This is a genomic window from Pseudoxanthomonas sp. F37 (assembly GCF_022965755.1).
GTDB lineage: Bacteria > Pseudomonadota > Gammaproteobacteria > Xanthomonadales > Xanthomonadaceae > Pseudoxanthomonas_A.
The window spans coordinates 3,552,274-3,572,719 of the sequence record NZ_CP095187.1 but is presented as its reverse complement, the minus strand read 5'-3'; the positions used below and the strand labels follow the sequence as shown (position 1 = coordinate 3,572,719).

The window sequence follows — 20,446 nt, the reverse complement described above, 5'->3', positions numbered from 1 at the left end:
CCATATGAGCCAGAAACGCCCACCCCGGGCAGGGTCCGCGCGCACGCCCAAGGCCGCGAAGGCGGGGGGCGGCGCCGCTTCCGGGGCCAAGGCCGGCAAGGCGGCGCCCGCGGCGCGCGCGCGCGACCCGCAGCGGGTGGTGACCGTCACCGATATCGCCAACGCCATCGGCGTCTCGCGCGCCACCGTATCGCTGGTGCTGCGCGGCAGTCCGCTGGTCCACGCCGACACGCGCGCCCGCGTGGAAGCGGAACTCAAGCGGCAACGCTACGTCTACAACCGCGGCGCGGCCAACCTGCGCCGGCGCACGTCGTCCAGCGTGGCGCTGGTCATCAACGACCTGGCCAATCCGTTCTTCGCCGAGTTCGCGGCCGGCGTGGACGAGGCCCTGGGCGAGAAGGGTTACGTGACCCTGCTCGGCAGCACGGGCGAGTCGCCCGAGCGGCAGCAGGCCGTGCTGGCCTCGCTGATGGAGCACACGCCGGCGGGCGTGATCCTGTCGCCTGCCGAGGGCAGCGATGCGGCCCAGTTGCACAAGGTGCTGGACGCGCGCGCGAACGTGCTGCTGTTCAATCGCGAACTCGCCGGCGCCGACGACTGGGGCTTCCTGGGACTGGACAACCAGCATGGCGCGCAGCTGGCCACCGAACACCTGATCGCCCTGGGCCATCGCCGCATCGCGTTCTTCGGCGGACATGCCGATTCCAGTTCCTGCCGACAGCGCCGCGCGGGCCATGCGCAGGCGATGAAGCGGGCGGGCCTGCCGGTCGATCCGGCGTGGCTGATCGAATCGGCGCCCAACCGCCTGGAAGCGGCCGCGCGCACGGGCGAGCTGTTCGGCGAGCAGGCACCGCCCACCGCCGCCGTCTGCTACAACGACACGGTCGCGCTGGGCCTGATGCTGGGCCTGCTGGCGCGCGGCATCCAGCCGGGCAAGGGCTTCGCCGTCACCGGCTTCGACGATATCCCCGAGGCGGCCGTGACCACGCCGCCGCTGACCACCCTGGCCGCCAACCCACGCGAGCGTGGGCGGCAGGCCGCGCAGCTGGTGCTCGCGCAGATGGACGAGGGTGCCGTGCCCCGCAGGACCATCGCGCCGGTCACCCTGAGCGTGCGCGAGAGCAGCGGAGCGGCGCTGAAATGAACATGTCGCCGCCCCTCGTCGCATCGGCCTGTTGCGTTACCGCGCGACGACGGCCGCACCCCGTCTCTCCTCTGATGCTTCCTTCGCCATGAAACCCATCGCTCCATTCACCCTCCTTCTCCGCCACGCCGGTCCCGTGCCGGCGCCGTGCGCTTTGCTGCGCGGTGCGTCCGCATGAGTGCTCCGGCGCGCAAGATCGTCTGCTTCGGCGAGGCCCTGATCGACATGCTGGCCCAGCCCCCCGCATCGCCCGAAGCGCCGCGCAATTTCCTGCAGTACGCAGGCGGTGCGCCGGCGAACGTGGCGGTGGCGGCGGCCCGGTTGGGTGCCCAGGTGCACTTCGCCGGCATGCTGGGCGAGGACATGTTCGGCGACTTCCTGTTCGACAGCCTGGCGTCGGTGGGCGTCTCCACGGACTGCATCGTGCGGACCGGCGAGGCGAAGACGGCGCTGGCGTTCGTGGCGCTGGACGAACACGGCGAGCGCAGTTTCAGCTTCTACCGCCCGCCGGCCGCCGACCTGCTGTTCCGGGCCGCGCATTTCAAGCCGGCGTGCTTCGAGGGTACGGGCGTGTTCCATGTCTGTTCGAACAGCCTGACCGGTGCCGACATCGCCGATGCCACCTACGAAGGCATGCGGCGCGCGCGCGCCGGCGGCGCCACGGTCAGCATCGACATGAACCTGCGCCCGGCCCTGTGGCCGCAAGGCGAAGACCCCACGCCGCGGCTGTGGCAGGCGCTGGCCGAGGCCGATCTGGTGAAGCTGTCGCGGGAGGAACTGGAGTACCTGGCGCGACCACTGGGAACCGAGGCAGCGGTCCTGCAGCGCCTCTGGCAGCATCGGGCGCAACTCCTGGTCGTGACGGACGGCGCCGGGCCCATCGCCTGGCATACGCGTGCGGCCAGCGGGACGGTGGAGACGTTCCGGGTCACCCCGCTGGATACCACCGCGGCCGGCGATGCGTTCGTCGGCGGGCTGCTCTTCCATCTGACGCAGCACGACAGGCTTGGCGAAGGCATCGCCGCTTTCGTTTCCCGCCAGGACGATGTCGCCGCTGCCCTGCGCTTCGCTGCCGCCGTCGGTGCATTGGCGGTCACGCGCAAGGGCGCGTTCGCCGCCATGCCGACCGTGCAAGAGGTCAACCAGCTGTTGTCGTGACCGCCCCGCGCCTGGCGGGACAACGTCGTCACGACGCAGGGCCAACCCCGGCCACGAAGAACAGGATCGACCATGACTGCTACCGGCAACCCCATCGGATCCATCGTCGTCGTGGGCGGCGGCAGCGCGGGCTGGATGGCGGCGACCGCGCTGGCCACCTACCTGGGCAGGCAGGCATCGATCCGCCTGGTCGAATCCGAGGAGATCGGGATCGTCGGCGTGGGCGAGGCCAGCGTCCCCTACATGAAGCAGTTCAACGCCGGCCTGCTGGGCATCGACGAGTTCGATTTCGTCGCCCGCACCCAGGGCACCTTCAAGCTCGGCATCCAGTTCAACGACTGGGGCCAGATCGGCGATTCCTACGTCCACGGCTTCGGCAGGATCGGCCAGGGCATCGGGCCGCTGCCTTTCCACCAGTTCTGGCTCAAGCTCTTCCACGCCGGCCGCGCACGGCCCATCGGCGAGTACTCGCTGCCCACCCTGGCCGCGCCGCTGGGGAAGTTCATGTCCAGCCCGGGCAATGTCCCGCCGGATTCGCCGCTGGCGGACATCGCCTATGCCTATCACTTCGACGCGGGGCTGTACGCGGGCTACCTGCGCGAGCTGGCCGAGCGGCGGGGCGTGCAGCGCATCGAAGGCAAGATCACCCATGCCCTGCAGCGCGGCGAAGACGGCTTCATCGAAGCCGTGGTGCTGGAGAGCGGGGAACAGGTCGCCGGCGACCTGTTCATCGACTGCTCCGGTTTCCGTGGCCTGTTGATCGAACAGACGCTGCAGACCGGTTACATCGACTGGACGCACTGGTTGCCCTGCAACCGGGCCATGGCGGTGCCGTGCGCCACGGCCGGCCCGCCGACACCGTACACCCGCTCCACCGCCCGCGCAGCGGGATGGCAATGGCGCATTCCCCTGCAGAGCCGGATCGGCAACGGCTACGTGTACTCCAGCGAGCACATCAGCGATGACGAAGCCGCCGCCACGCTGCTGGCCAACCTCGACGGACGTGCGCTCGCCGATCCGCGCCCGCTGCGCTTCACCACCGGCATGCGCAGGAAGCTGTGGAACAGGAACGTCGTCGCCCTGGGCCTGGCCAGCGGTTTCATGGAGCCGCTGGAATCGACCAGCATCTACCTGGTCCAATCCGGCATCCAGCGGCTGCTGGGCCTGTTCCCCGACCGTGGTTTCGACCCCTTGCTCGAGCGGCAGTTCAACGAGGAATCCGCGTTCGAATACGAAAGCACGCGCGACTTCCTGATCCTGCACTACTGCGCCACCCGGCGGAACGACAGCGCGTTCTGGGACTACTGCCGGACCATGTCGATCCCCGACACCCTGCAGCGGAAGATCGACATGTTCCGCAACGGGGGGCGGTATTTCCGCACCGGCGACGAGTTCTTCGCACTGCCGAGCTGGGTGCAGGTGATGCTGGGGCAGGGCATCGTCCCGGCCGGCTACCATCCCATCGTCGACGACATGCCCGAACAGGCCCTGGTCGAACATGTCGCGCGCGTGCAGCGATCGATCGCGGACAGCGTGGCGGCCATGCCCCGGCATCAGGATTTCATAGACCGCCACTGCCGGGCGCCGGTGGCGTGACGCGCATCCCGCCGGCCGACGGCGGCCGGATCGGGCACGTACTGCCGCCCTACCGGTCCAATGCGTTCCCCAGGTGCGAGCTCAGGTAGTCGAAGTACAGATCGATGTAGCTGATCCCGTTCTCCTGATCGATCAGGTAGGGATTCATCAGGGTGTGCCGCAGTATCACCAGCCGGTCGGCATCGCTGCCACCGTGCATGGAGGCCGGATCGATGCCCAGTTGCCCCAGGATCCGATGCATCTCCGGCTCCCCCACCATGGCGCGCTGCAGGGTGGTGATGGAAGCGAAGAACTGCTTGACCTGCAGTGGCTGCGAGGGGTCGCAGCGCAGCCGGTCGTGGAGCTGGCGGACGAAGGCGTTGGCCTGGCGGATGTCCCGGTTGCCGGCCGGATTCAGCGCCAGGCAGACCAGATTGCTGTCGGGCGGAAACGGTACGCCGGCGGCAAGGCGGGGGGCCATCTCCCGGGTGAAGCGCTCCGCCCGGGCCAGGAACGCCTCCGCGGCCAACACGGTCTGCCGGGGCATGATGCCGAAGTGGACGTGGTCCAGGGGCAGGACGCGATGGGTGACGTAGACGGCGGCGGCCGCAGCTCCCGATTTCGATCCCTCGGGGATGTACTGGCCGAGTTGCCGGTATCGGCTCATGTAGTCGTCGGCGGCACCTTCGCGGAAAACGTAGTCCGCATGCTCGGACAGCAGTTCCACCGCACGGTGGTCGCGGCAGACGAAGGCGCCGGTGCCATAGGGCAGATAGCCCAGCTTGTGCGGGTCCACGGTGACCGAGTCGACCTGGGACAACGCGGAGAACGCGGCATGCACTTCCGGACGCGGAAAGTCCCGGTATTCCCGGCGGATGTCCTCGAAGGCGCGGAGCGCGCCGTCCGGTTCGCGGAACAGCGTGGCCAGGTAGCCTCCCCACGCCGCGTCCACATGCACACTGAAGCCCAGCCCATGCCTGCGCGAGCGCTCGCGCGCCACCACCACCTCGTCGACGGGATCGATCGTGCCGTACTCGGTGCTCCCCAGTACCGCAACGGCCATCAGCACCGGCTGCCGTTCGTACTCGCAGCGTTCGAGCTCCTGTTGCAGCGCGGCCGGGTCCAGGCGCATGCCCGCTACCGGCAGCAGCCGGAGCTGGTCGCGGCCCAGGCCCAGCAGCTTCAGCCCCTTGCTCCACGAATAGTGCGCGGTGATCGGCGCCAGCACGCAGGGCGTGCGCAGGTCGCGATGCCGTGAGAAGAACTTCGTCAATCCCAGATGCTCGATGCGCTGCGCGTCGACCGCGGCGCGCCAGCGCTGCCGCTCATCGTGGTCCTGGCAGGAAAGCCAGTGCCGCCACGCCTCGAGCAGCGCGATCGCGTCCGCAGGCCCCAGGTTGAAGGCCTGCCAGTCGTCGTCGGGCAGTGCCAGGCCGGGCACGCCTGCGGCACGCAGCGCCACGGGGAACGCCTTCAGTGCCAGCGCCAGGCGCAAGGCCTGATAGTTCGCCAAGGTGCCGCCCGAGGTCAGGTGTCCGAACGCACAATCCGGCCGTGAGGGATCCGCGACAAAGCCCAGCATGCGGGCCAGCTGCAGTCCCACCTGGACCTCCAGCTGCACGGTGATCGGCGCTGCGTCCTCGCTGACGTTGTTGGGGTTGTAGGGCAGGGCGAGGATCTGCGCCGCCAGGCCCGGCAGCAGGAGGTCGGAGGCCATGTGCCCGATGTAGCGGGGGCTGTGGAAGGGCACCGATTGCTTGAGCGCGGCCGACAGTTGGTGCAGTTCGCGCCGCATCCTGGCCTCGAAGGCCTGGTACTGCGGCTGCAGCGTCGCCGAGGTGGGGATCGCCGGCGGGTCTTCAGGATGGAAGTTGCGCCGCCAGTGCACATGGTCGCGCAGGAATTCCACCACCAGCTTCTCGAGCAGGGTGTCGTTCTCGCCGTAGGGCCCGAGGAAGCAGGCGGCCAGCATGTGGCGGTCCGCCTGCGCTTGCGCATGGACAGGGGCCGCGGGCCAGGCTTGGGGAGTCTGTGTCATGGCCGCAGCCTAGGCGGCTTTGGCCGTGCCCTCTCTGATCTGGATCAACCGGCGGTCAACACGCGGGTCCGACCGTTACCGCCGGACCCGCGACGACATGCCGCAGGTGGAGCAGCGCCCTTCGATGCGGTTGACACAGGTCAAGACCATCACCGCCGTGCATGACTAGTCTTCCGCGCGGCCAGGGCCACGCGCTGCGATGAATCATCGCGACACCCGTCGGCGGCAAGACGCCGGCGCGCGTCGCCCGACGGTCCCGGACGTTGTTCCCGCACTCACCACGAGCACTCCCTACCATGCATATCGAGAGGCAACGTTCTTCCCTTCCGGTCCGGCGCGTCCACGTGCCGGAGGGCTCCTCGTTCCCGCTTCGTGAAGGTTGCGGACAGGGAGGCCCCGCGCTGCCTCCGCTTGTCATGCGCGCGGCGTTGCTGGTCGCGCTTTCGGCCGCCACCGCGGCCGCCGTCGCCACCCCTGCGGAAGGGAGCGAAGGGCGCCTCACCCTGGACGCCCGCTATCGCTTCGAGCATGTCGAGCAGGATGGCCCCTTGCAGAACGCGAGCGCCCACACGCTGCGCACGCGGCTCGGCTACATGACCGCGACATGGCATGGCCTGAGCGGGCTCCTGGAGGTCGACGACGTGCGTCCGCTGGGGGCGGACCACTACAACGACACGCGTAATCGCCAGGGCGCCTACGCCACCGTCGCCGACCCGCAGGGCACGTCGGTCAACCAGTTGCTGGCAAGGAGCCGCTTTGCCAAGGGAAGCGTCACGGCAGGCCGCCAGCGCATCAACCTGGACAACCAGCGCTTCGTGGGCGGCGTGGGCTGGCGGCAGAACGAACAGACCTACGATGGCGGTGTGATCGAGTTCAAGCCGACGCCGGCCTCCACGCTCACCTACGCCTACATCGACAACATCGATACCGTCTTCGGTCCCGATGGCCCCGCCACGCCGGGCAGGACAGCGCCGGCCGACATCGAAGGCCACAGCCATCTGGTCAATACCCGGCATGTCTTCGGGCCCTCCTTGACCGTGGCGGCCTACCACTACCGGCTTGGCCTGGACAACATCGCGGTGAACGCCACGGCGCCGCTGGGAACGCTGTCCAGCAGGACGAGCGGCGTGCGGATGCAGGGCGTGCTGGGCAGCACCGCGTACACGCTCGAACACGCATGGCAATCCTCGCTCGCTGGCAATCCCTGGCATCTGGACAGCCGTTACCGGCTGATCGAAGCCGGCCACCCATGGGCCGGCACGCAGTGGACGCTGGGACAGGAAGTGCTGGGTGCGGGGCGCGGACCGGGCGTGGGCAACCGGGCATTCCAGACGCCGCTGGCCACCAAGCATGCCTTCCAGGGATGGGCCGACGTGTTCCTCACCACCCCGGCGGACGGCCTGCGCGACGCCTACGTCACGGCGAACCGGCCGGTCGCGGGCGGGAAGCTGCAGGTGGCCTATCACGATTTCCGCAGCGACCGCGACGGCCGACGCTTCGGCAGCGAATGGGACGCCGCGTACAGCCGGGCGATTCCTGCGGCAACGGGGTGGGTGGCGACGCTGAAATACGCCGCTTATGAAAGCGCTCGCGGATCGGGCACGACGGATACCCGCAAGTTCTGGCTGCAGGTGCAGTACACGCGCTGAGTCCCGGCGGCGAATGACGCGGGCTTGATCCAGGTCAAGCGGCAGGCGCAGCGGCGTCGCCAGAATGCGACGCTGCCGACCACGAACGGATGCCATGGCTTTCCACGATCTGCGCCACTTCCTGCAACATCTGGGTGACAGAGGAGAGCTGCAGCATGTCGACGCACCGGTGAGCGTCGAACTGGAGAGCACTGCGCTGTGCCAGCGGGCGCTGCGCGAGCAGGGCCCTGCCCTGCTGATGCGCAACACGGGCTCGGCGCATCCGTTGCTGGGCAATCTGTTCGGACACCGGCGCAGGATCGAAATGGCGATGGCCGGCCGGCCCATCGCTTCGCTGCGCGAACTGGGTGGATTGCTGGCGTCGATCAAGGAGCCGCGCTGGCCCGGCAGCCTTCGCGATGCGCTGGCGCAGTGGCCGGAACTGGCGCAGCTGGCGCATGTCGCGCCAAGGGCGGTGACCGACGCAGCGTTCAACGAGCATGTGCTGGAAGGCGGCGACATCGATCTTGGCCGCCTGCCGATCCAGCGGTGCTGGCCCGGCGACGCGGCGCCGCTGATCACCTTCGGCCTGGTGATCACCCGTGGCACCCGCCAGGCGAGGCAGAACGTGGCCATCTACCGCCAGCAGGTGATAGACCGCGATCGCGTGATCATGCGATGGCTGCCGCACCGCGGCGGTGCGCTGGACCATGCGGATTGGCAGGCCGCGCAACCGGAACGTCCGTTCCCGGTGCTGGTGGCGATAGGCGCGGACCCGGCCACCCTGCTCGCAGCGGTGGCGCCCGTGCCCGACACGCTGTCCGAATACGAGTTCGCCGGCCTGTTGCGCGCATCGCGCACGCGCGTCTGGCACAGCGAACTGACCGGACTGGACGCCCCCGCGGGCGCCGAGGTGCTGCTGGAGGGCTTCATCCATCCGGACGACACCGCGCTGGAGGGGCCGTTCGGCGACCACACCGGCTACTACAACGCGCAGGGCCGCTTCCCGGTGATGACGATCGAGCGCATGCGCATGCGCTCGGACGCCATCTACCACGGCAGCTACATGGGACGTGCGCCATTGGACGAGCCGTCCGTGCTGTCGATGGCCCTCAACGAGGTCTTCGTCCCGATCCTGCGCAAGGTGTTCCCCGAGATCGTCGACTTCCACCTGCCGCCGGAGGCGTGTTCCTACCGCGTGGCGGTGGTCAGCATCCGCAAGCAGTACGCGGGCCATGCGCGGCGCGTGATGATGGGCGTGTGGTCGTACCTGAGGCAGTTCACCTACACCAAGTTCGTCGTCGTCACCGACGAGGACATCGACGTGCGCGACTGGGCCCAGGTGGTCTGGGCCATCTCCACCCGCGTCGACCCGGCGCGCGACAGCCTGCTGGTGGAGAACACGCCCATCGACTATCTCGACTTCGCCTCGCCGGTGGCCGGACTGGGATCCAAGCTGGGCCTGGACGCGACCCGGAAATGGAAGGGCGAAAGCGATCGCGAATGGGGGCGCCCCATCGTGTCCGATCCCGGCGTGGAGAAGCGCGTGGACGCGCTGTGGGAGCAGATCCGCCTTGCCCGGTCCGGCATGGACGCCCACGCCGCACCGGCATGGGCGCGAGCCCCCGACACATCCAGGAGGCACTGATGCAACTCGTCTGTCCCGCCGGCAACCTGCCGGCCCTGCGCACCGCGATCGATGCCGGTGCCGACGCGGTCTATGTCGGCTTCCGCGACCAGACCAATGCGCGCGCGTTTCCCGGCCTGAACTTCGATGAGGAGGAGCTGCGCCAGGGCATCGCCTATGCGCATGCGCGCGGGCGCAAGGTCTACGTCGCCCTGAACACCTATCCCGACAGCGCGCGCCTGTCCCACTGGCAGCGCGCCGTCGATCAAGCCGCCGGGCTGGGCATGGACGCGATCATCGCCGCGGAAATGGCCGTGCTGCACTACGCGAGCACCCGCCACCCGGACCTGCCGCGTCATCTGTCGGTGCAGGGATCGGCCACCACCGCCGCCGCGCTGCGCTATGCGCACCAGCGGTTCGGCATCTCGCGGGCGGTGTTGCCACGCGTGCTGTCCATCCAGCAGGTCGAGCGGTTGTGCACGGTGTCGCCGGTACCGCTGGAGGTGTTCGCCTTCGGCAGCCTGTGCATCATGGTCGAGGGCCGCTGCCAGCTGTCCAGTTACGTCACCGGCGCATCGCCCAACCGCCACGGGGTCTGTTCTCCTGCCTCGTTCGTGCGCTGGGAAGAAGGCGAGGCGGGGCGCAGCGTGCGCCTGAATGGCGTGCTGATCGATCGGTTCGCACCCGCCGAGCCCGCGGGCTACCCGACGGTGTGCAAGGGCCGCTTCGACGTGGGCGGGGAGGTCTTCCATGCGCTGGAGGAACCCACCAGCCTGAATACCCTGGAGCTGCTGCCGCGCCTGGCGCAGGCGGGAGTGGCGGCGTTGAAGATCGAGGGCCGCCAGCGTGGCGCCGCGTACGTGGGATCGGTCACCCGCGTCTGGCGCGAAGCGATCGACCAGCAGCGGCGCGCATCGCAGGGATGGCAAGCCCGTCCGCAATGGCAGGACACCCTGGCGTCCCACGCGGAAGGGCGGCAGACCACGCTGGGACCCTACCACCGTGCATGGCACTGAACCGATGAAACTGAGCCTTGGCCCGTTGCAGTATTTCTGGCCGCGCGAGCGCGTGCTGTCCTTCTATCGCGACGCCGCCGGCTGGCCTCGTCGACATCGTCTACCTGGGCGAAACCATCTGCAGCAAGCGGCGGGAACTGCGCACGCGCGACTGGCTGGCGCTGGCGGAAGAACTCGCCGACAGCGGCAAGGACGTGGTCCTGTCGACGCTGGCGTTGATCGAGGCCGAATCCGAACTGGGCGTGGTGCAGCGCCTGGCCGACAACGGCCGCTTCCTGCTCGAGGCGAACGACCTGTCCGCCGTTCAGGTGTGTCGCGAGCGCGGCATCGGCTTCGTCGGCGGGCCCACCCTGAACGTCTACAACCACCATGCATTGCAGCTCTTGATGGAAGACGGGCTGCGGCGCTGGGTGCCCGGCGTCGAGCAGGGGCGGGAACTGCTGAAGGCGTTGCGCGCGGCCATGGACGCCGACGGCCAACCGATGCCGGAGCTGGAGGTGATGGCATGGGGCCGCTTGTCGCTGGCCTATTCGGCACGGTGTTTCACCGCGCGCGCCGCGGACGTGCCCAAGGACCAGTGCGGATTCCGCTGCATCGAACATCCGGACGGGCTGCCGCTGGACACCCGCGAGGGCGAGCCCTTCATGGTGATCAACGGCATCCAGGTGCAGGGCATGGAAACCGTCGACATGGCGCCCGAACGCGATGAGCTGGCCGAATGCGGTGTCGGCATCCTGCGCCTGTCGCCGCAGCACGAGGACATGGCCGCGGTGGTGGAGCACTTCCACGCGATGCTGCGCTCGCCGGTGCCGCCGCCCCGTCTGGGGGCGCGGAACGGTTACTGGCTCGGGCGTCCGGGCAAGGCGTCGCTGGCGGGACCGGCCCTCGACTGAAGGCCGGGTTGTCGGGCGCTTGCGTGGAGGCGGGTCGGGCTCAGCCGGCGTCATCGACGCAGAAGTGCGCACCCAGGCTCTTCCGGCGTTGCAGGGCCGCCTGCAGGAAACGGAGCACGAGCTTTCCCTGCCAGGTGTGGCCAAGCCCCGGGTGGACGGCGAGGTGGTCCATGGCATCGCGCATGCGCGCGCGCTGGCGCACCGGGCCCAGGGCCGAGCCCGCGAGTCGCCGGAGTTCGCGAAGTGCGGGCATGTCCGCGGCCTGGCTGCGATCGACCCAGCGCGGGTGCCCGTGCACGGGGGCATGCAGGCGGATGTCGGCGAGGCGGCGGCCCAGCCGGCGCCCGAACACCACCCCCTCCAGCAACGAATTGCTCGCCAGCCGGTTGGCGCCGTGCACGCCGTTGCAGGCCACTTCGCCGACGGCGTACAGGCCCGGCACGTCGCTGCTGCCGTCCAGGTCCACGGCGATGCCGCCCATGTGGAAGTGCGCGGCCGGCGTCACCGGAATGCGCTGGTGGCGCGGATCGATGCCGTGCCGCCCGCACAGGGCCAAGACCGTGGGAAACCGCTGCGCCCAGTCGCCTTTCAGGGGGGTGGCGTCCAACCAGACCCGCGTGCCTGCCTGCCGGCATTCCCACACCCTGCGCGCGACGTGGTCGCGCGGCGCCAGGTCCCCCATGGCGTGGTGGCCATCCATCACCGCGCGTCCCTGGTCATCCACCAGCCGCGCGCCGGCACCGCGCAGGGCTTCGGTGATCAGCGGCAGCGCGCCTTCCTGTTCCACGTCCATGGCCGTGGGATGGAACTGCACGAACTCCGCGTCGCGCAGGCGCGCACCGCAGGCCAGCGCGAGCGCCAGGCCGTTGCCGTCGGCGCTGGCCGGATTGGTGGTGGCCGCGAACAGCGCGCCGCAGCCGCCGGTGGCCAGCACCAGTTCGGCGCATTCGAGTTCCTGTGGCGGCGTCCACGCTTCGATCAGCGCCACGCCCGACACCCGGCCGTCGCATAGCCGGATGGCGTCCAGCCAGGCCGGTGCCCGCCAGGTGATGTGGGGCGCCCGGCGTGCCGCATCCGCCAGCGCCTGCAACAGCGCCTGGCCGCTGGCATCGCCACCGGCGTGCACGATGCGGGAACAGCCGTGGCCACCCTCGCGCCCCAGCTGCAGCCCGTCACCGTCGCGATCGAAGACCACGCCCTGCGCCTGCAGCCAGCGCACAGCCCGGCCGGCGTCACCGACCAGGTAGTGGACGGCATCGTGGTCGTTGTGGTGGGCGCCGGCCGCCAGTGTGTCCCGCGCGTGTTCCGCCGCGGAGTCGTCGAAGGCCATGGCCGCTGCGATACCGCCCTGCGCCAGCGCGGTGCAGCCGCCGCTGCCGGGGGGCGAGCCGCCCACCAGCAGCACCGGCCTGGGCGCGGCGGACAGCGCGGTGACCAGGCCGGCGACCCCGGTGCCGACCACGACCAGGCGGTTGGCGGGCAGGTTCACACCCGCTCCCGCCGGCCCACCGCGAGCATCCGCTCGAGTGCGGCGCGCGCGCGGCGCGAGGTCTCCGCGTCGATCTCCACCCGGTGCCGCAGGTCGCGCAGGCAGTCGAAGATCCCGGGCAGCGTGATCCGCTTCATGTGAGGACACAGGTTGCACGGTTTCACGAACTCGATGTCCGGGAAGCGCGTGCGCAGGTTGTCGCCCATCGAGCACTCGGTGATCAGGGCGACCCGGGCAGGGCGTTCGCGTTCCAGCCAGCGGCCCATGGCGGTGGTGGAGCCGACGAAATCGGCTTCCTCCAGCACCTCCGGCGGACACTCCGGGTGGGCGATGACCCGCGCGTCGAAGCGCGCGCGCGCATGCCTGGCCTGTTGCGCCGTGAACCGCTCGTGCACTTCGCAACGGCCCTCCCACAGCACCAGTTCCACGGACGTCATCGAAGCGACATGACGGCCGAGGAACTGGTCGGGCAGGAAGATCACCTTGTCGGCCCCCATCGATTCGACCACCTGCAGCGCATTGGCCGAGGTGCAACAGGCGTCGGACTCGGCCTTCACCGCGGCGCTGGTATTGACGTAGGTGACCACGGGCGCACCGGGATGGCGCGCGCGCAGGGCGCGCACGTCTGCGGCGGTGATCGAGCTGGCCAGCGAGCAGCCGGCTTCGGGGTCGGGGATGAGCACCGTCCGCTGCGGTGCGAGGATCTTCGCGGTCTCGGCCATGAAATGCACGCCGCACATGACCACCACGTCGCTGTCCACGGTGGCGGCCGCCTGCGCCAGGGCCAGCGAGTCGCCGGTGATGTCGGCCACGCCGTGGAAGATCTCCGGCGACTGGTAGCTGTGCGCCATGATCACCGCGCCGCGCTCGCGCTTGAGCTTGGCGATGGCGTCGATCCAGGGCAGATGGAACGGCCATTCCAGGCAGGGCACGCCACTGCCCGCACGTTCCATCACATCGGCGTAGCGCTCCTCCAGGTCGGGCGACCACGCCGGGCGGACGGCCGCGTTCATGCCGCCACCTCGCGGGACCGGTGGGCGCTGCGTGCGCGCTGCAGCAGCCGGGCGCCCCGCTGCAGCAGGATGCGCGAGCCCAGCGGAAAGGTCTCCCACGGCAGGCGGTCGAGCAGGTTGCGCAGCAGCAGGCCGAGTTCGGTGTCGCCGGTCAGCATCAGCCGTCGCTGGAAGAAGAGCGTGTCGGCGTCTTCCAGCCGGCTCGCCAACAGCAGCAGATCGGTGACCGGACCGGACACGGTCGCTTCCGCCGCTTCCGTGCTGGGCCGCAGCCGTTCGCCTTCCAGCGTGAGGACCCACCGCAGTCCCAGATCGCTCACCTCGATGCCGATGCGGCGCCCCGCGATGGGCGCCAGGGTGCGCCGGGCGTCGGGCGATGCCAGGGCCTGGGTGAGCAGGCGGGGCACTGCGATGTGATGCACCGGGTCGGGAACACGTGTCAGCAGCAGGCGCCAGTAGCGCGGCGGCGGCAGCAGGCGCAGCACGGGATCGGTGATGTGCGGAAGGTCGGATGCGGACATGGAGGGCGCCTGTGGAGGGGAGGCCTGGAATTCGGGAGCGCGTTGCCGCTGGTGGGCGTGCGCGATCAGCCAGGCCATCAGCAACTGGCCACGGTCGGGATCGAGCCCGCAGCGCCGTGCCCGGACGCGTGCCCGCGCGATCACCTGCTGTTCGCGTGCGGCGTCCAGCGCAGGCATGCCCGCGCGTGCCTTGATCCTCCCCGCCAGCGCGGCCAGCCGTTGGCGCAGGGAGAACAGCACGACCATGCGGTCATCCACGCGATCGATCGCCAGCCGGGTGCCGGCCAGGGCCAGAGCGTCGAACCGCGTCACCGTCGTGCGCCATCCGCATGCGTGATGGGCGTAGCAATCATGGCAGGACGCGACTTCCTTGCAGGACCGGGTAGCGGGCCATGCTAGGGGCCCTGCCGGCGCGGGCCATTGACCTGGATCAAGTGGATGGCACCGGCCTGGCCATCAGTCCGGCGCGGGGTGACTGCCGGTGTCGCAGGTCGCGTTACTGCGGCCCCGTCGCCTCGGTGCCGGCATGCCTTGCGCGCACTTCGCGCGATGCGGCCTGTCCCGCCGTGCGCGGAATCCATGCGGCGTTTTGTTGACCAGGATCAACACTGTGCCGGCGCTGCGGGCCCATCCTCCCTGCGCGGTCCGCACATGGGGCCGATGACCTTGAGGAGATCCGCCATGGCACTGCCCACCCGCTGGAACCCGTTCCGCCAGGACAACCGTCTGGACTGGTTTCCCGAGCTTGAAGACCTGGTACGCAACCTGGGCGCGCGTGGCCCGCTGGCGCGTCAGTACGAGCACATGCTGGAGATGCGCATGGACGTGCGCGAGGACGAGCAGGGATACCACGTGAAGGTCGATGTGCCGGGGGTGAAGAAGGAGGACATCGATATCGCCATCCAAGGCAACCAGGTCACCATCACCGCCGAAGCGAAGCGCGAGAAGAAGCGCGACGAGCAGAAGGAGCTCTACAGCGAGCGCTACGAAGGCCAGGCCTACCGTTCGTTCACGCTGCCCTCGGAGATCGACGACGCCCGGGCCGAAGCGCACTACGACGGCGGGGTGCTCAGCCTGCTTCTGCCGAAGAAGCCAGGCAACGGTTCCCGCAAGCTGACCGTCAACTGATCCTTGAACGCCCGCGCGTCGCACGGCGCCGCGCGGGCACGGCATCCGGAGCAGGCCATGGCACGCATCCAGCACCCGCCTGGCGCCGCGCGGCGACGCGCGCCCTCGACGGACACCCGCCACCCGGCGCCGGCACGTGCCGTCATGCCCAACGAGGTGGGCGGGCGCCTGCGCGCCATGCTCCAGCATGTGACCCGCTACGTGGGCGAACATCCCTGGATATTCTTCGGTGGGCTGGCAGCGCTGATGCTGGTGGCGGGCGCATTGTCGCGCACGCGCCCCTGACGCGCCGACCGGCCCGCCCGGACCCGCCCTCCGCGGCCGACGGTCGCGGACGACACGCCTGCGCATGACCTGGCAGGCGTCGCCCCTGCCACGGGCCATCCGCGGCATCACCTGCCGCGCGGCGCCACACGCATGTCCTGGCGCAATCCGCTGCCCGGGTACAGCACCACCTGCACACCCTCCTCCAGGCCCGAGAGCACCTGCGCGTGCTCCTGTCCGGTGTGGCCGATGCGCACATGGCGCAGGCGGGCGCGGCCCTGCTGCACCGCATAGACGGCCCATGCGTCGCCATCGCGGAACAGCGCCGCCAGGGGAACGCGCAACACGGAGGGATGCTGCCAGACGATGAATTCGGCCTGCAGCTGGAAGCCGTCCCCCAGCGCGCCGGACCACGCGACCTGCCTGCTGGCGTCATCCAGGGCGATCCGCACCCGGGTGCGGCGCTCTTCGACGCCCAGGGCGGAAACCTTGGCGAATCCACCGGGCTCCACGCTGCGCACCTGCCCCGCAAGCGGCTGTGCACCTCCCCAGTCGCTCAGGCGCACGCGCATGCCGGGCCGGAGCCGCACGGCATCGGTGGTCAGCACATCGGCCACCACATCCAGGTCGAGGGTCTGCCCAAAGTCGAGCAGCGGCTGTCCCCGGGCGACCGGCACCGCGCTCTCGACATGGCGGCGGATCACGCGGCCGGCCACCGGCGCGCGCAGCTGGACGCCCTGCGCGCGCGAGCCGGCGCCCTGCAGGCCCAGCGCGCGCCGGTAGCCGTCCTCGATCCGTTCCAGCGTCTGCACGCGCTTGCGCGCCGACAGCAATGCGGCGGCGTCGGACACCGCCTGCGCCTCCAGCTCGTCCAGACTGTCGTCGGAGATGAGCCGGTCGTGGGCGAGCAGAAGGCCACGCTGCAGCGCGAGCGCGCTGCGCACCTGCGACGCTTCGGCCGCCGCCGCGGCGAAGCGCGCGGCCTCGATTTCGCTGGTGACGGCCGCCAGTTGCGCGGCGTCCTGCGCCCGGCTGGCCGGATCCAGCAAGGGCGAGGAAGAGGGCCTCACGACCGCGACCACCTCGCCCTCCCGCACCTGCTGCCCCGGTTCCACGGCGATGCGCTCGACCATGCCGTCCACCGGCGCGGCCAGCCGATAGGGGGAACGCAGGTCGGTGCGCGCTTCTTCGGTGAAGCCCGACATGAGCGGCCCGCTGTCGACCCGGGCCATCTCCACCGGTACCGGCCTGGGCAGCCAGCCCCATAGCGCCACCGCGACCAGCGCGATCACGGGCAGCGCGTACAGGGGCGCGCGCAGACGTCGGGGTTTCGAAGGTGCACGCGCCATGGCCGCTCCTCAGTCGCGTGCCTTCAGCACGCCGACCAGATCCAGGCGAAGGACCTGGCGCCACAGCGCAAGCGCGCTGCCCGCCGCCGACGCCAGCGCCACGGCACCGGCCATGCCATAGGTCTGGGCGCTGACATGGTGGGGCACCCGGACCAGTTCGGAGTCGTAGCCGAGCAGCAGCAGTGCGATCAGCGCATGACCCAGCGCGAAGCCGACCGGCAACGCGCAGACCACCAGCAGCGAAAGCTCTCCCAGCAGCAGGTAGCCGACTTCGTGCGGCGTGAATCCCAGCACGCGCAGGCTGGCCAGCTCGCGCAGCCGTTCGGACAACGCCACGCGCGTGGCGCTGTACACCACGCCTGCGGTGATCACCACGCCGAACGACGTGGCCACCACGGTAAAGGTCAGGATGGTGCGGCCCAGGCTCGCATAGAAGTTGCGGATGCTCTCCAGGCGCTGGACGATGCCCGCCACCGCGGGACGGCGGTCGAGTTCGGCCAGCAGCCGCGGGAGGCGCGCGGCATCGACGCGCAAGGCCAGCGCATCGACGCGCCTGCCGTCGCCGAGCGCGTCGTGCAGGGCATCCATCGGGAGATAGGCCTGGGCGCCGAACGGTTCGTCCACCAGGCGCGCGACGGGCATGCGCAGGACGCGCCGACGCTCGACCAGGACCTCCAGTTCGACCACCTCGCCTGGACGCACGTCCAGCACCTGCGCCAGATAGCGGGTCAGCGTCACCCCACGGAGCGGCAGGTCGAGGGGGTCTCCCGCAGGATCGAGCGGTCGCCGCAGGCGCGCGTCGGCGGTCAGTCCCATCAGGACCGTGCGATGCACCGCGGAGCGGAAGCGGAGCTGCACCGGGACCGCGCGCTGTGCTTCCGTCCGCAGCACGCCGCCGAGGGAGGCGGCTTCGGCGAGCGCGGACTGCGACACGGGATCGCCCAGCGTGACGTACAGGTCGTAGCGGTCGGCGCGTTCGAACTGGTGGTCGATCAGATACCGGATGGCGTCTTCCTGGAAGCGGCCGACCAGCATCACGCCGGTCCCCAGCGCCAGGCCGATGCAGGTCAGCACCGTGCGCAACGGACGTTCCGTGAGGCTGCGTCCGATCAGCCGATGGGCAGGGTCGAGCCACGTACCGGCGCGCCACGGTCCGCGCGGCCGGATGCGCGCGGGCGTTCGTGCCCGCATGGCTTCGGCCGGGGCCAGGCGGGCGGCATGCATGATCGGAAGGCTGGCGCCCAGCAGGGCGCTGCCCACACTGACCAGCAGGGCCGTCACCAGCACCATCGGCCGCAGCTGGAAATCGAGGAACGGCAGCCGGTAGAACTGGCGATAGAGATCCGCCAGCCGTTCGCCCAGGCCCGCGCCCAGGGCGATGCCCAGCACGGCGCCCGCCAGGCCGATGGGAAGGGCAAGCCCGGCATAGTGCCGCCAGACCTCGCCGTCGGTGTAGCCGAACGCCTTCAGCGTGCCGATCTGTTCGCGCTGCAGCGTCACCAGGCGCCCCAGCACCACGTACAGCACGAACGCCGATACGCCCAGGAACACGGCGGGAAACAACCGGGCCATGGTCCGCAACTGGCGCAGTTCCTCGTGCAGGTAGCGATGCGAGCGCTGGTCCCGGCGGGCGATCGCGCCTGTTCCGCCGAAGCGGGCGAGCCTGGCGTCCACCGCATCGAGCACCGCCGGCAGCTGTGCCTGGCCGTGCACGGCGATGGCGGCGCTGTTGAACGCCCCGCGCATGCCCAGCATGCCTTCCAGCGTCGCGCGCGGCAGCCAGACGATGGCGAAGGTCCGTGCGTCGGGGAACAGGCTCTGCGGGGAGATCTGCGCGACGAACTCGGGGGTGGCGCCGATGCCGACGATCGTGAACGCCTGCCGGTGGCCGTTGATCAGCAGTGGCAGGGAGTTGCCCTCCCGCAGCGCGTGCGCATCGGCGAAGGCATCGCTGACCACCAGCACGCGCTGCTCGCCCCGCGCGGGAAGCCGCCCGCTTCTAAGGTGCAGGCGGTTCAGGGCGCCGGCGTCGGCCAGGGGTGCGCTGACCGCGTGGATCCTGACCGGTTCGCCGAGGCCCGGCACCTGCGCGCGTCCCCACGCCACCACGCGCGTGTCCACGCGGGCGACGCCCGGGATGGAGGCCAGTGCGTCGGCCACGCGCAACGGCGCGCGCTTGAGATCGACGAACACGTCGGCGAAGCCGTACTGCTGGTAATAGCGGTCGCGGCTGGACTGCAGCGAGTCCAGCGTGGCGCGCGACATGACCAGGTTGGCCACGCCGATGGCGGCGACCAGCGCCACCGCGCCCGCCTGTCCCCGCAGATGCCACAGGTCCCTCCACCGCTTGCGCGCGAGCGTCTTCACCACTGCAGGTCCGCAGGCCGGGAGCGGGTGGCGTTGGTGGCCTCCCTGACGATGCGTCCGTCGCCCAGATGCAGGACCCGGTGGGCCATGCGGGCGATGTCGGCGTTGTGGGTGATGATCAGGGTGGTGGTGCGCAAGGTCCTGTTGGCCTGGTCCAGTGCCTCCAGGACGCACTTCCCGGTGGCCAGGTCCAACGCGCCCGTGGGCTCGTCGCACAGCAGGATGTCCGGACGCTTGGCGATGGCGCGCGCGATGGCGACACGCTGCTGTTCGCCGCCCGAGAGCTGGGAGGGAAAGTGGTCCAGCCGCTCGCCCAGTCCCACCATGGACAGCGCGTCCTCGGGCGCCATCGGCGCGTCCGCGATCTCGGTGATCAGTGCCACGTTCTCGCGGGCGGTGAGGCTGGGAAGCAGGTTGTAGAACTGGAACACGAAGCCGACATGCTTCCTGCGGAAGCGTGTCAGTTCGGCGTCGCCCGCACCGTCCAGCCGCTGGCCGCAGTACCGCACTTCGCCCCCGGTCGCCGTGTCCAGGCCGCCCAGGATGTTGAGCAGGGTGGACTTGCCGCTACCGGACGGCCCCAGCAGCACCACGAACTCGCCGCGTTCCAGGGTCAGGTCGACGCCCCGCAACGCATGCACGACCGAGGCGCCCATCGCGTAGGACTTCGTCAGGCCCGTGGCGCGGAACACCGCGTCGGTGGTGGCTGCCTCAGCCTGCATCGCGGCGGACGGGCGGGGCGCGCCCGAGCGCGGCGATGAAGGCGTCCAGGGCCGCCGCGTGACGGGGCGGCGGCAGGTGCGCGCCATCGACCACCAGGGTGGCGACGGGGGCGCGCCCGCAGATCCGTTCCATCTCGGAAAAGGCAGCGGCCGCGCCGTTGCCGCCCTGGGTACAGAACAGGGCGATGCGGGGGGCCGAGCCGCCATGCGAGCGGGCGTAGGTCCGTACCGGTGCCGCCATGCGGCCCATCCAGATGGGGCCGCCCAGCACCAGCAGATCGTGCGCGCCCGGCGGGAAGCGCGCCGGCAGGAGGGCGGGGGCGCTTCGTGCGACGGCATGGAACATGGCACCCAGCAGGCCCAGCGCGCCCCGCCGCGCGCGGGGCTCGCGGATGGCCTCGATGTCCGCTTCCTGTCCCAGCCTGGCGCGTATCTCTTCGGCCAGCTGCCGGGTGTGGCCGGTCATCGAGTAATAGGCGACGAGCGTGCGTCCGCGTGTCATCCGCGCGCCTGC

18 protein-coding genes are annotated in these 20,446 nt (G+C 70.3%); 10 read left to right on the top strand and 8 right to left on the bottom strand.

The genetic code is table 11. The features are described 5' to 3' along the window. Positions 1-4 precede the first annotated feature (4 nt). From MUU77_RS16755 to MUU77_RS16745, 3 genes are all read left to right on the top strand, one after another. The gene (locus MUU77_RS16755) at positions 5-1,144 is read left to right on the top strand and encodes a LacI family DNA-binding transcriptional regulator (protein ID WP_245089240.1); all 1,140 of its coding nucleotides are present in this window, start codon (positions 5-7) and stop codon (positions 1,142-1,144) included. A gap of 174 nt (positions 1,145-1,318) precedes the next feature. After that, on the top strand, positions 1,319-2,302 hold the full coding sequence (locus tag MUU77_RS16750; protein WP_245089237.1) for a carbohydrate kinase: 984 nt from the start codon (positions 1,319-1,321) through the stop codon (positions 2,300-2,302). Positions 2,303-2,374: 72 nt separating this feature from the next. Next, complete coding sequence (locus MUU77_RS16745) at positions 2,375-3,898, top strand: tryptophan halogenase family protein (RefSeq protein ID WP_245089234.1); 1,524 nt, start codon at positions 2,375-2,377, stop codon at positions 3,896-3,898. 49 nt (positions 3,899-3,947) lie between these two features. On the opposite strand, the gene MUU77_RS16740 is transcribed toward MUU77_RS16745, so the two are convergent. Continuing rightward, positions 3,948-5,915, bottom strand: a complete 1,968-nt coding sequence (locus tag MUU77_RS16740; RefSeq protein ID WP_245089232.1) for a pyridoxal-dependent decarboxylase — start codon at positions 5,913-5,915, stop codon at positions 3,948-3,950. 25 nt (positions 5,916-5,940) lie between these two features. Here MUU77_RS16740 and MUU77_RS16735 point away from each other — a divergent pair, with 25 nt between their 5' ends. From MUU77_RS16735 to MUU77_RS16715, 5 genes are all read left to right on the top strand, one after another. Further along, positions 5,941-6,084: a hypothetical protein gene (locus MUU77_RS16735; RefSeq protein ID WP_245089229.1), complete on the top strand. Its 144-nt coding sequence runs from the start codon at positions 5,941-5,943 to the stop codon at positions 6,082-6,084. Between the two features lie 247 nt (positions 6,085-6,331). Beyond that, positions 6,332-7,564 carry an alginate export family protein gene (locus MUU77_RS16730; protein WP_245089226.1) on the top strand — a complete coding sequence of 411 codons (1,233 nt, stop codon included), beginning with the start codon at positions 6,332-6,334 and terminating at the stop codon, positions 7,562-7,564. A gap of 94 nt (positions 7,565-7,658) precedes the next feature. Then, positions 7,659-9,191: a UbiD family decarboxylase gene (locus tag MUU77_RS16725; RefSeq protein WP_245089223.1), complete on the top strand. Its 1,533-nt coding sequence runs from the start codon at positions 7,659-7,661 to the stop codon at positions 9,189-9,191. Then, on the top strand, positions 9,191-10,186 hold the full coding sequence (locus MUU77_RS16720; protein ID WP_245089220.1) for a peptidase U32 family protein: 996 nt from the start codon (positions 9,191-9,193) through the stop codon (positions 10,184-10,186). The genes MUU77_RS16725 and MUU77_RS16720 overlap by 1 nt, the downstream gene beginning before the upstream one ends. Positions 10,187-10,203: 17 nt before the next feature. After that, entirely contained in the window at positions 10,204-11,079 is an 876-nt protein-coding gene (locus MUU77_RS16715; RefSeq protein ID WP_245089217.1) for a U32 family peptidase, read from the top strand. Between the two features lie 40 nt (positions 11,080-11,119). Here MUU77_RS16715 and MUU77_RS16710 read toward each other — a convergent pair whose 3' ends face one another. From MUU77_RS16710 to MUU77_RS16700, 3 genes are read right to left on the bottom strand one after another with little or no spacing between them, the layout of a single operon-like run. Further along, positions 11,120-12,568 carry an FAD-binding protein gene (locus MUU77_RS16710; RefSeq protein WP_245089214.1) on the bottom strand — a complete coding sequence of 483 codons (1,449 nt, stop codon included), beginning with the start codon at positions 12,566-12,568 and terminating at the stop codon, positions 11,120-11,122. Further along, positions 12,565-13,521, bottom strand: coding sequence for a quinolinate synthase NadA (gene nadA, locus MUU77_RS16705; RefSeq protein ID WP_245094610.1), 957 nt, complete (start codon positions 13,519-13,521; stop codon positions 12,565-12,567). Before nadA ends, MUU77_RS16710 begins: the two co-directional genes overlap by 4 nt. A gap of 56 nt (positions 13,522-13,577) precedes the next feature. After that, a complete protein-coding gene (locus MUU77_RS16700; protein ID WP_245089211.1) occupies positions 13,578-14,414 on the bottom strand; it encodes an SCP2 sterol-binding domain-containing protein in 837 nt (278 codons plus the stop codon). 369 nt (positions 14,415-14,783) lie between these two features. Here MUU77_RS16700 and MUU77_RS16695 point away from each other — a divergent pair, with 369 nt between their 5' ends. Continuing rightward, the gene (locus MUU77_RS16695; RefSeq protein WP_245089208.1) at positions 14,784-15,230 is read left to right on the top strand and encodes an Hsp20/alpha crystallin family protein; all 447 of its coding nucleotides are present in this window, start codon (positions 14,784-14,786) and stop codon (positions 15,228-15,230) included. A 57-nt stretch (positions 15,231-15,287) separates the two neighbouring features. Continuing rightward, positions 15,288-15,515, top strand: coding sequence for a hypothetical protein (locus MUU77_RS16690; protein ID WP_245089205.1), 228 nt, complete (start codon positions 15,288-15,290; stop codon positions 15,513-15,515). A gap of 107 nt (positions 15,516-15,622) precedes the next feature. Here the strand turns inward: MUU77_RS16690 and MUU77_RS16685 are convergent, their stop codons facing one another. The 4 genes from MUU77_RS16685 to MUU77_RS16670 are packed head-to-tail and all read right to left on the bottom strand — an operon-like array spanning position 15,623 to position 20,434. Then, complete coding sequence (locus MUU77_RS16685; protein ID WP_245089201.1) at positions 15,623-16,843, bottom strand: HlyD family efflux transporter periplasmic adaptor subunit; 1,221 nt, start codon at positions 16,841-16,843, stop codon at positions 15,623-15,625. A gap of 9 nt (positions 16,844-16,852) precedes the next feature. Beyond that, positions 16,853-19,210: an ABC transporter permease gene (locus MUU77_RS16680; RefSeq protein ID WP_245089200.1), complete on the bottom strand. Its 2,358-nt coding sequence runs from the start codon at positions 19,208-19,210 to the stop codon at positions 16,853-16,855. Further along, the gene (locus tag MUU77_RS16675) at positions 19,207-19,932 is read right to left on the bottom strand and encodes an ABC transporter ATP-binding protein (RefSeq protein WP_245089198.1); all 726 of its coding nucleotides are present in this window, start codon (positions 19,930-19,932) and stop codon (positions 19,207-19,209) included. The genes MUU77_RS16680 and MUU77_RS16675 overlap by 4 nt, the downstream gene beginning before the upstream one ends. Next, positions 19,922-20,434, bottom strand: coding sequence for a hypothetical protein (locus MUU77_RS16670; protein WP_245089196.1), 513 nt, complete (start codon positions 20,432-20,434; stop codon positions 19,922-19,924). Before MUU77_RS16670 ends, MUU77_RS16675 begins: the two co-directional genes overlap by 11 nt. Positions 20,435-20,446: the final 12 nt, after the last annotated feature.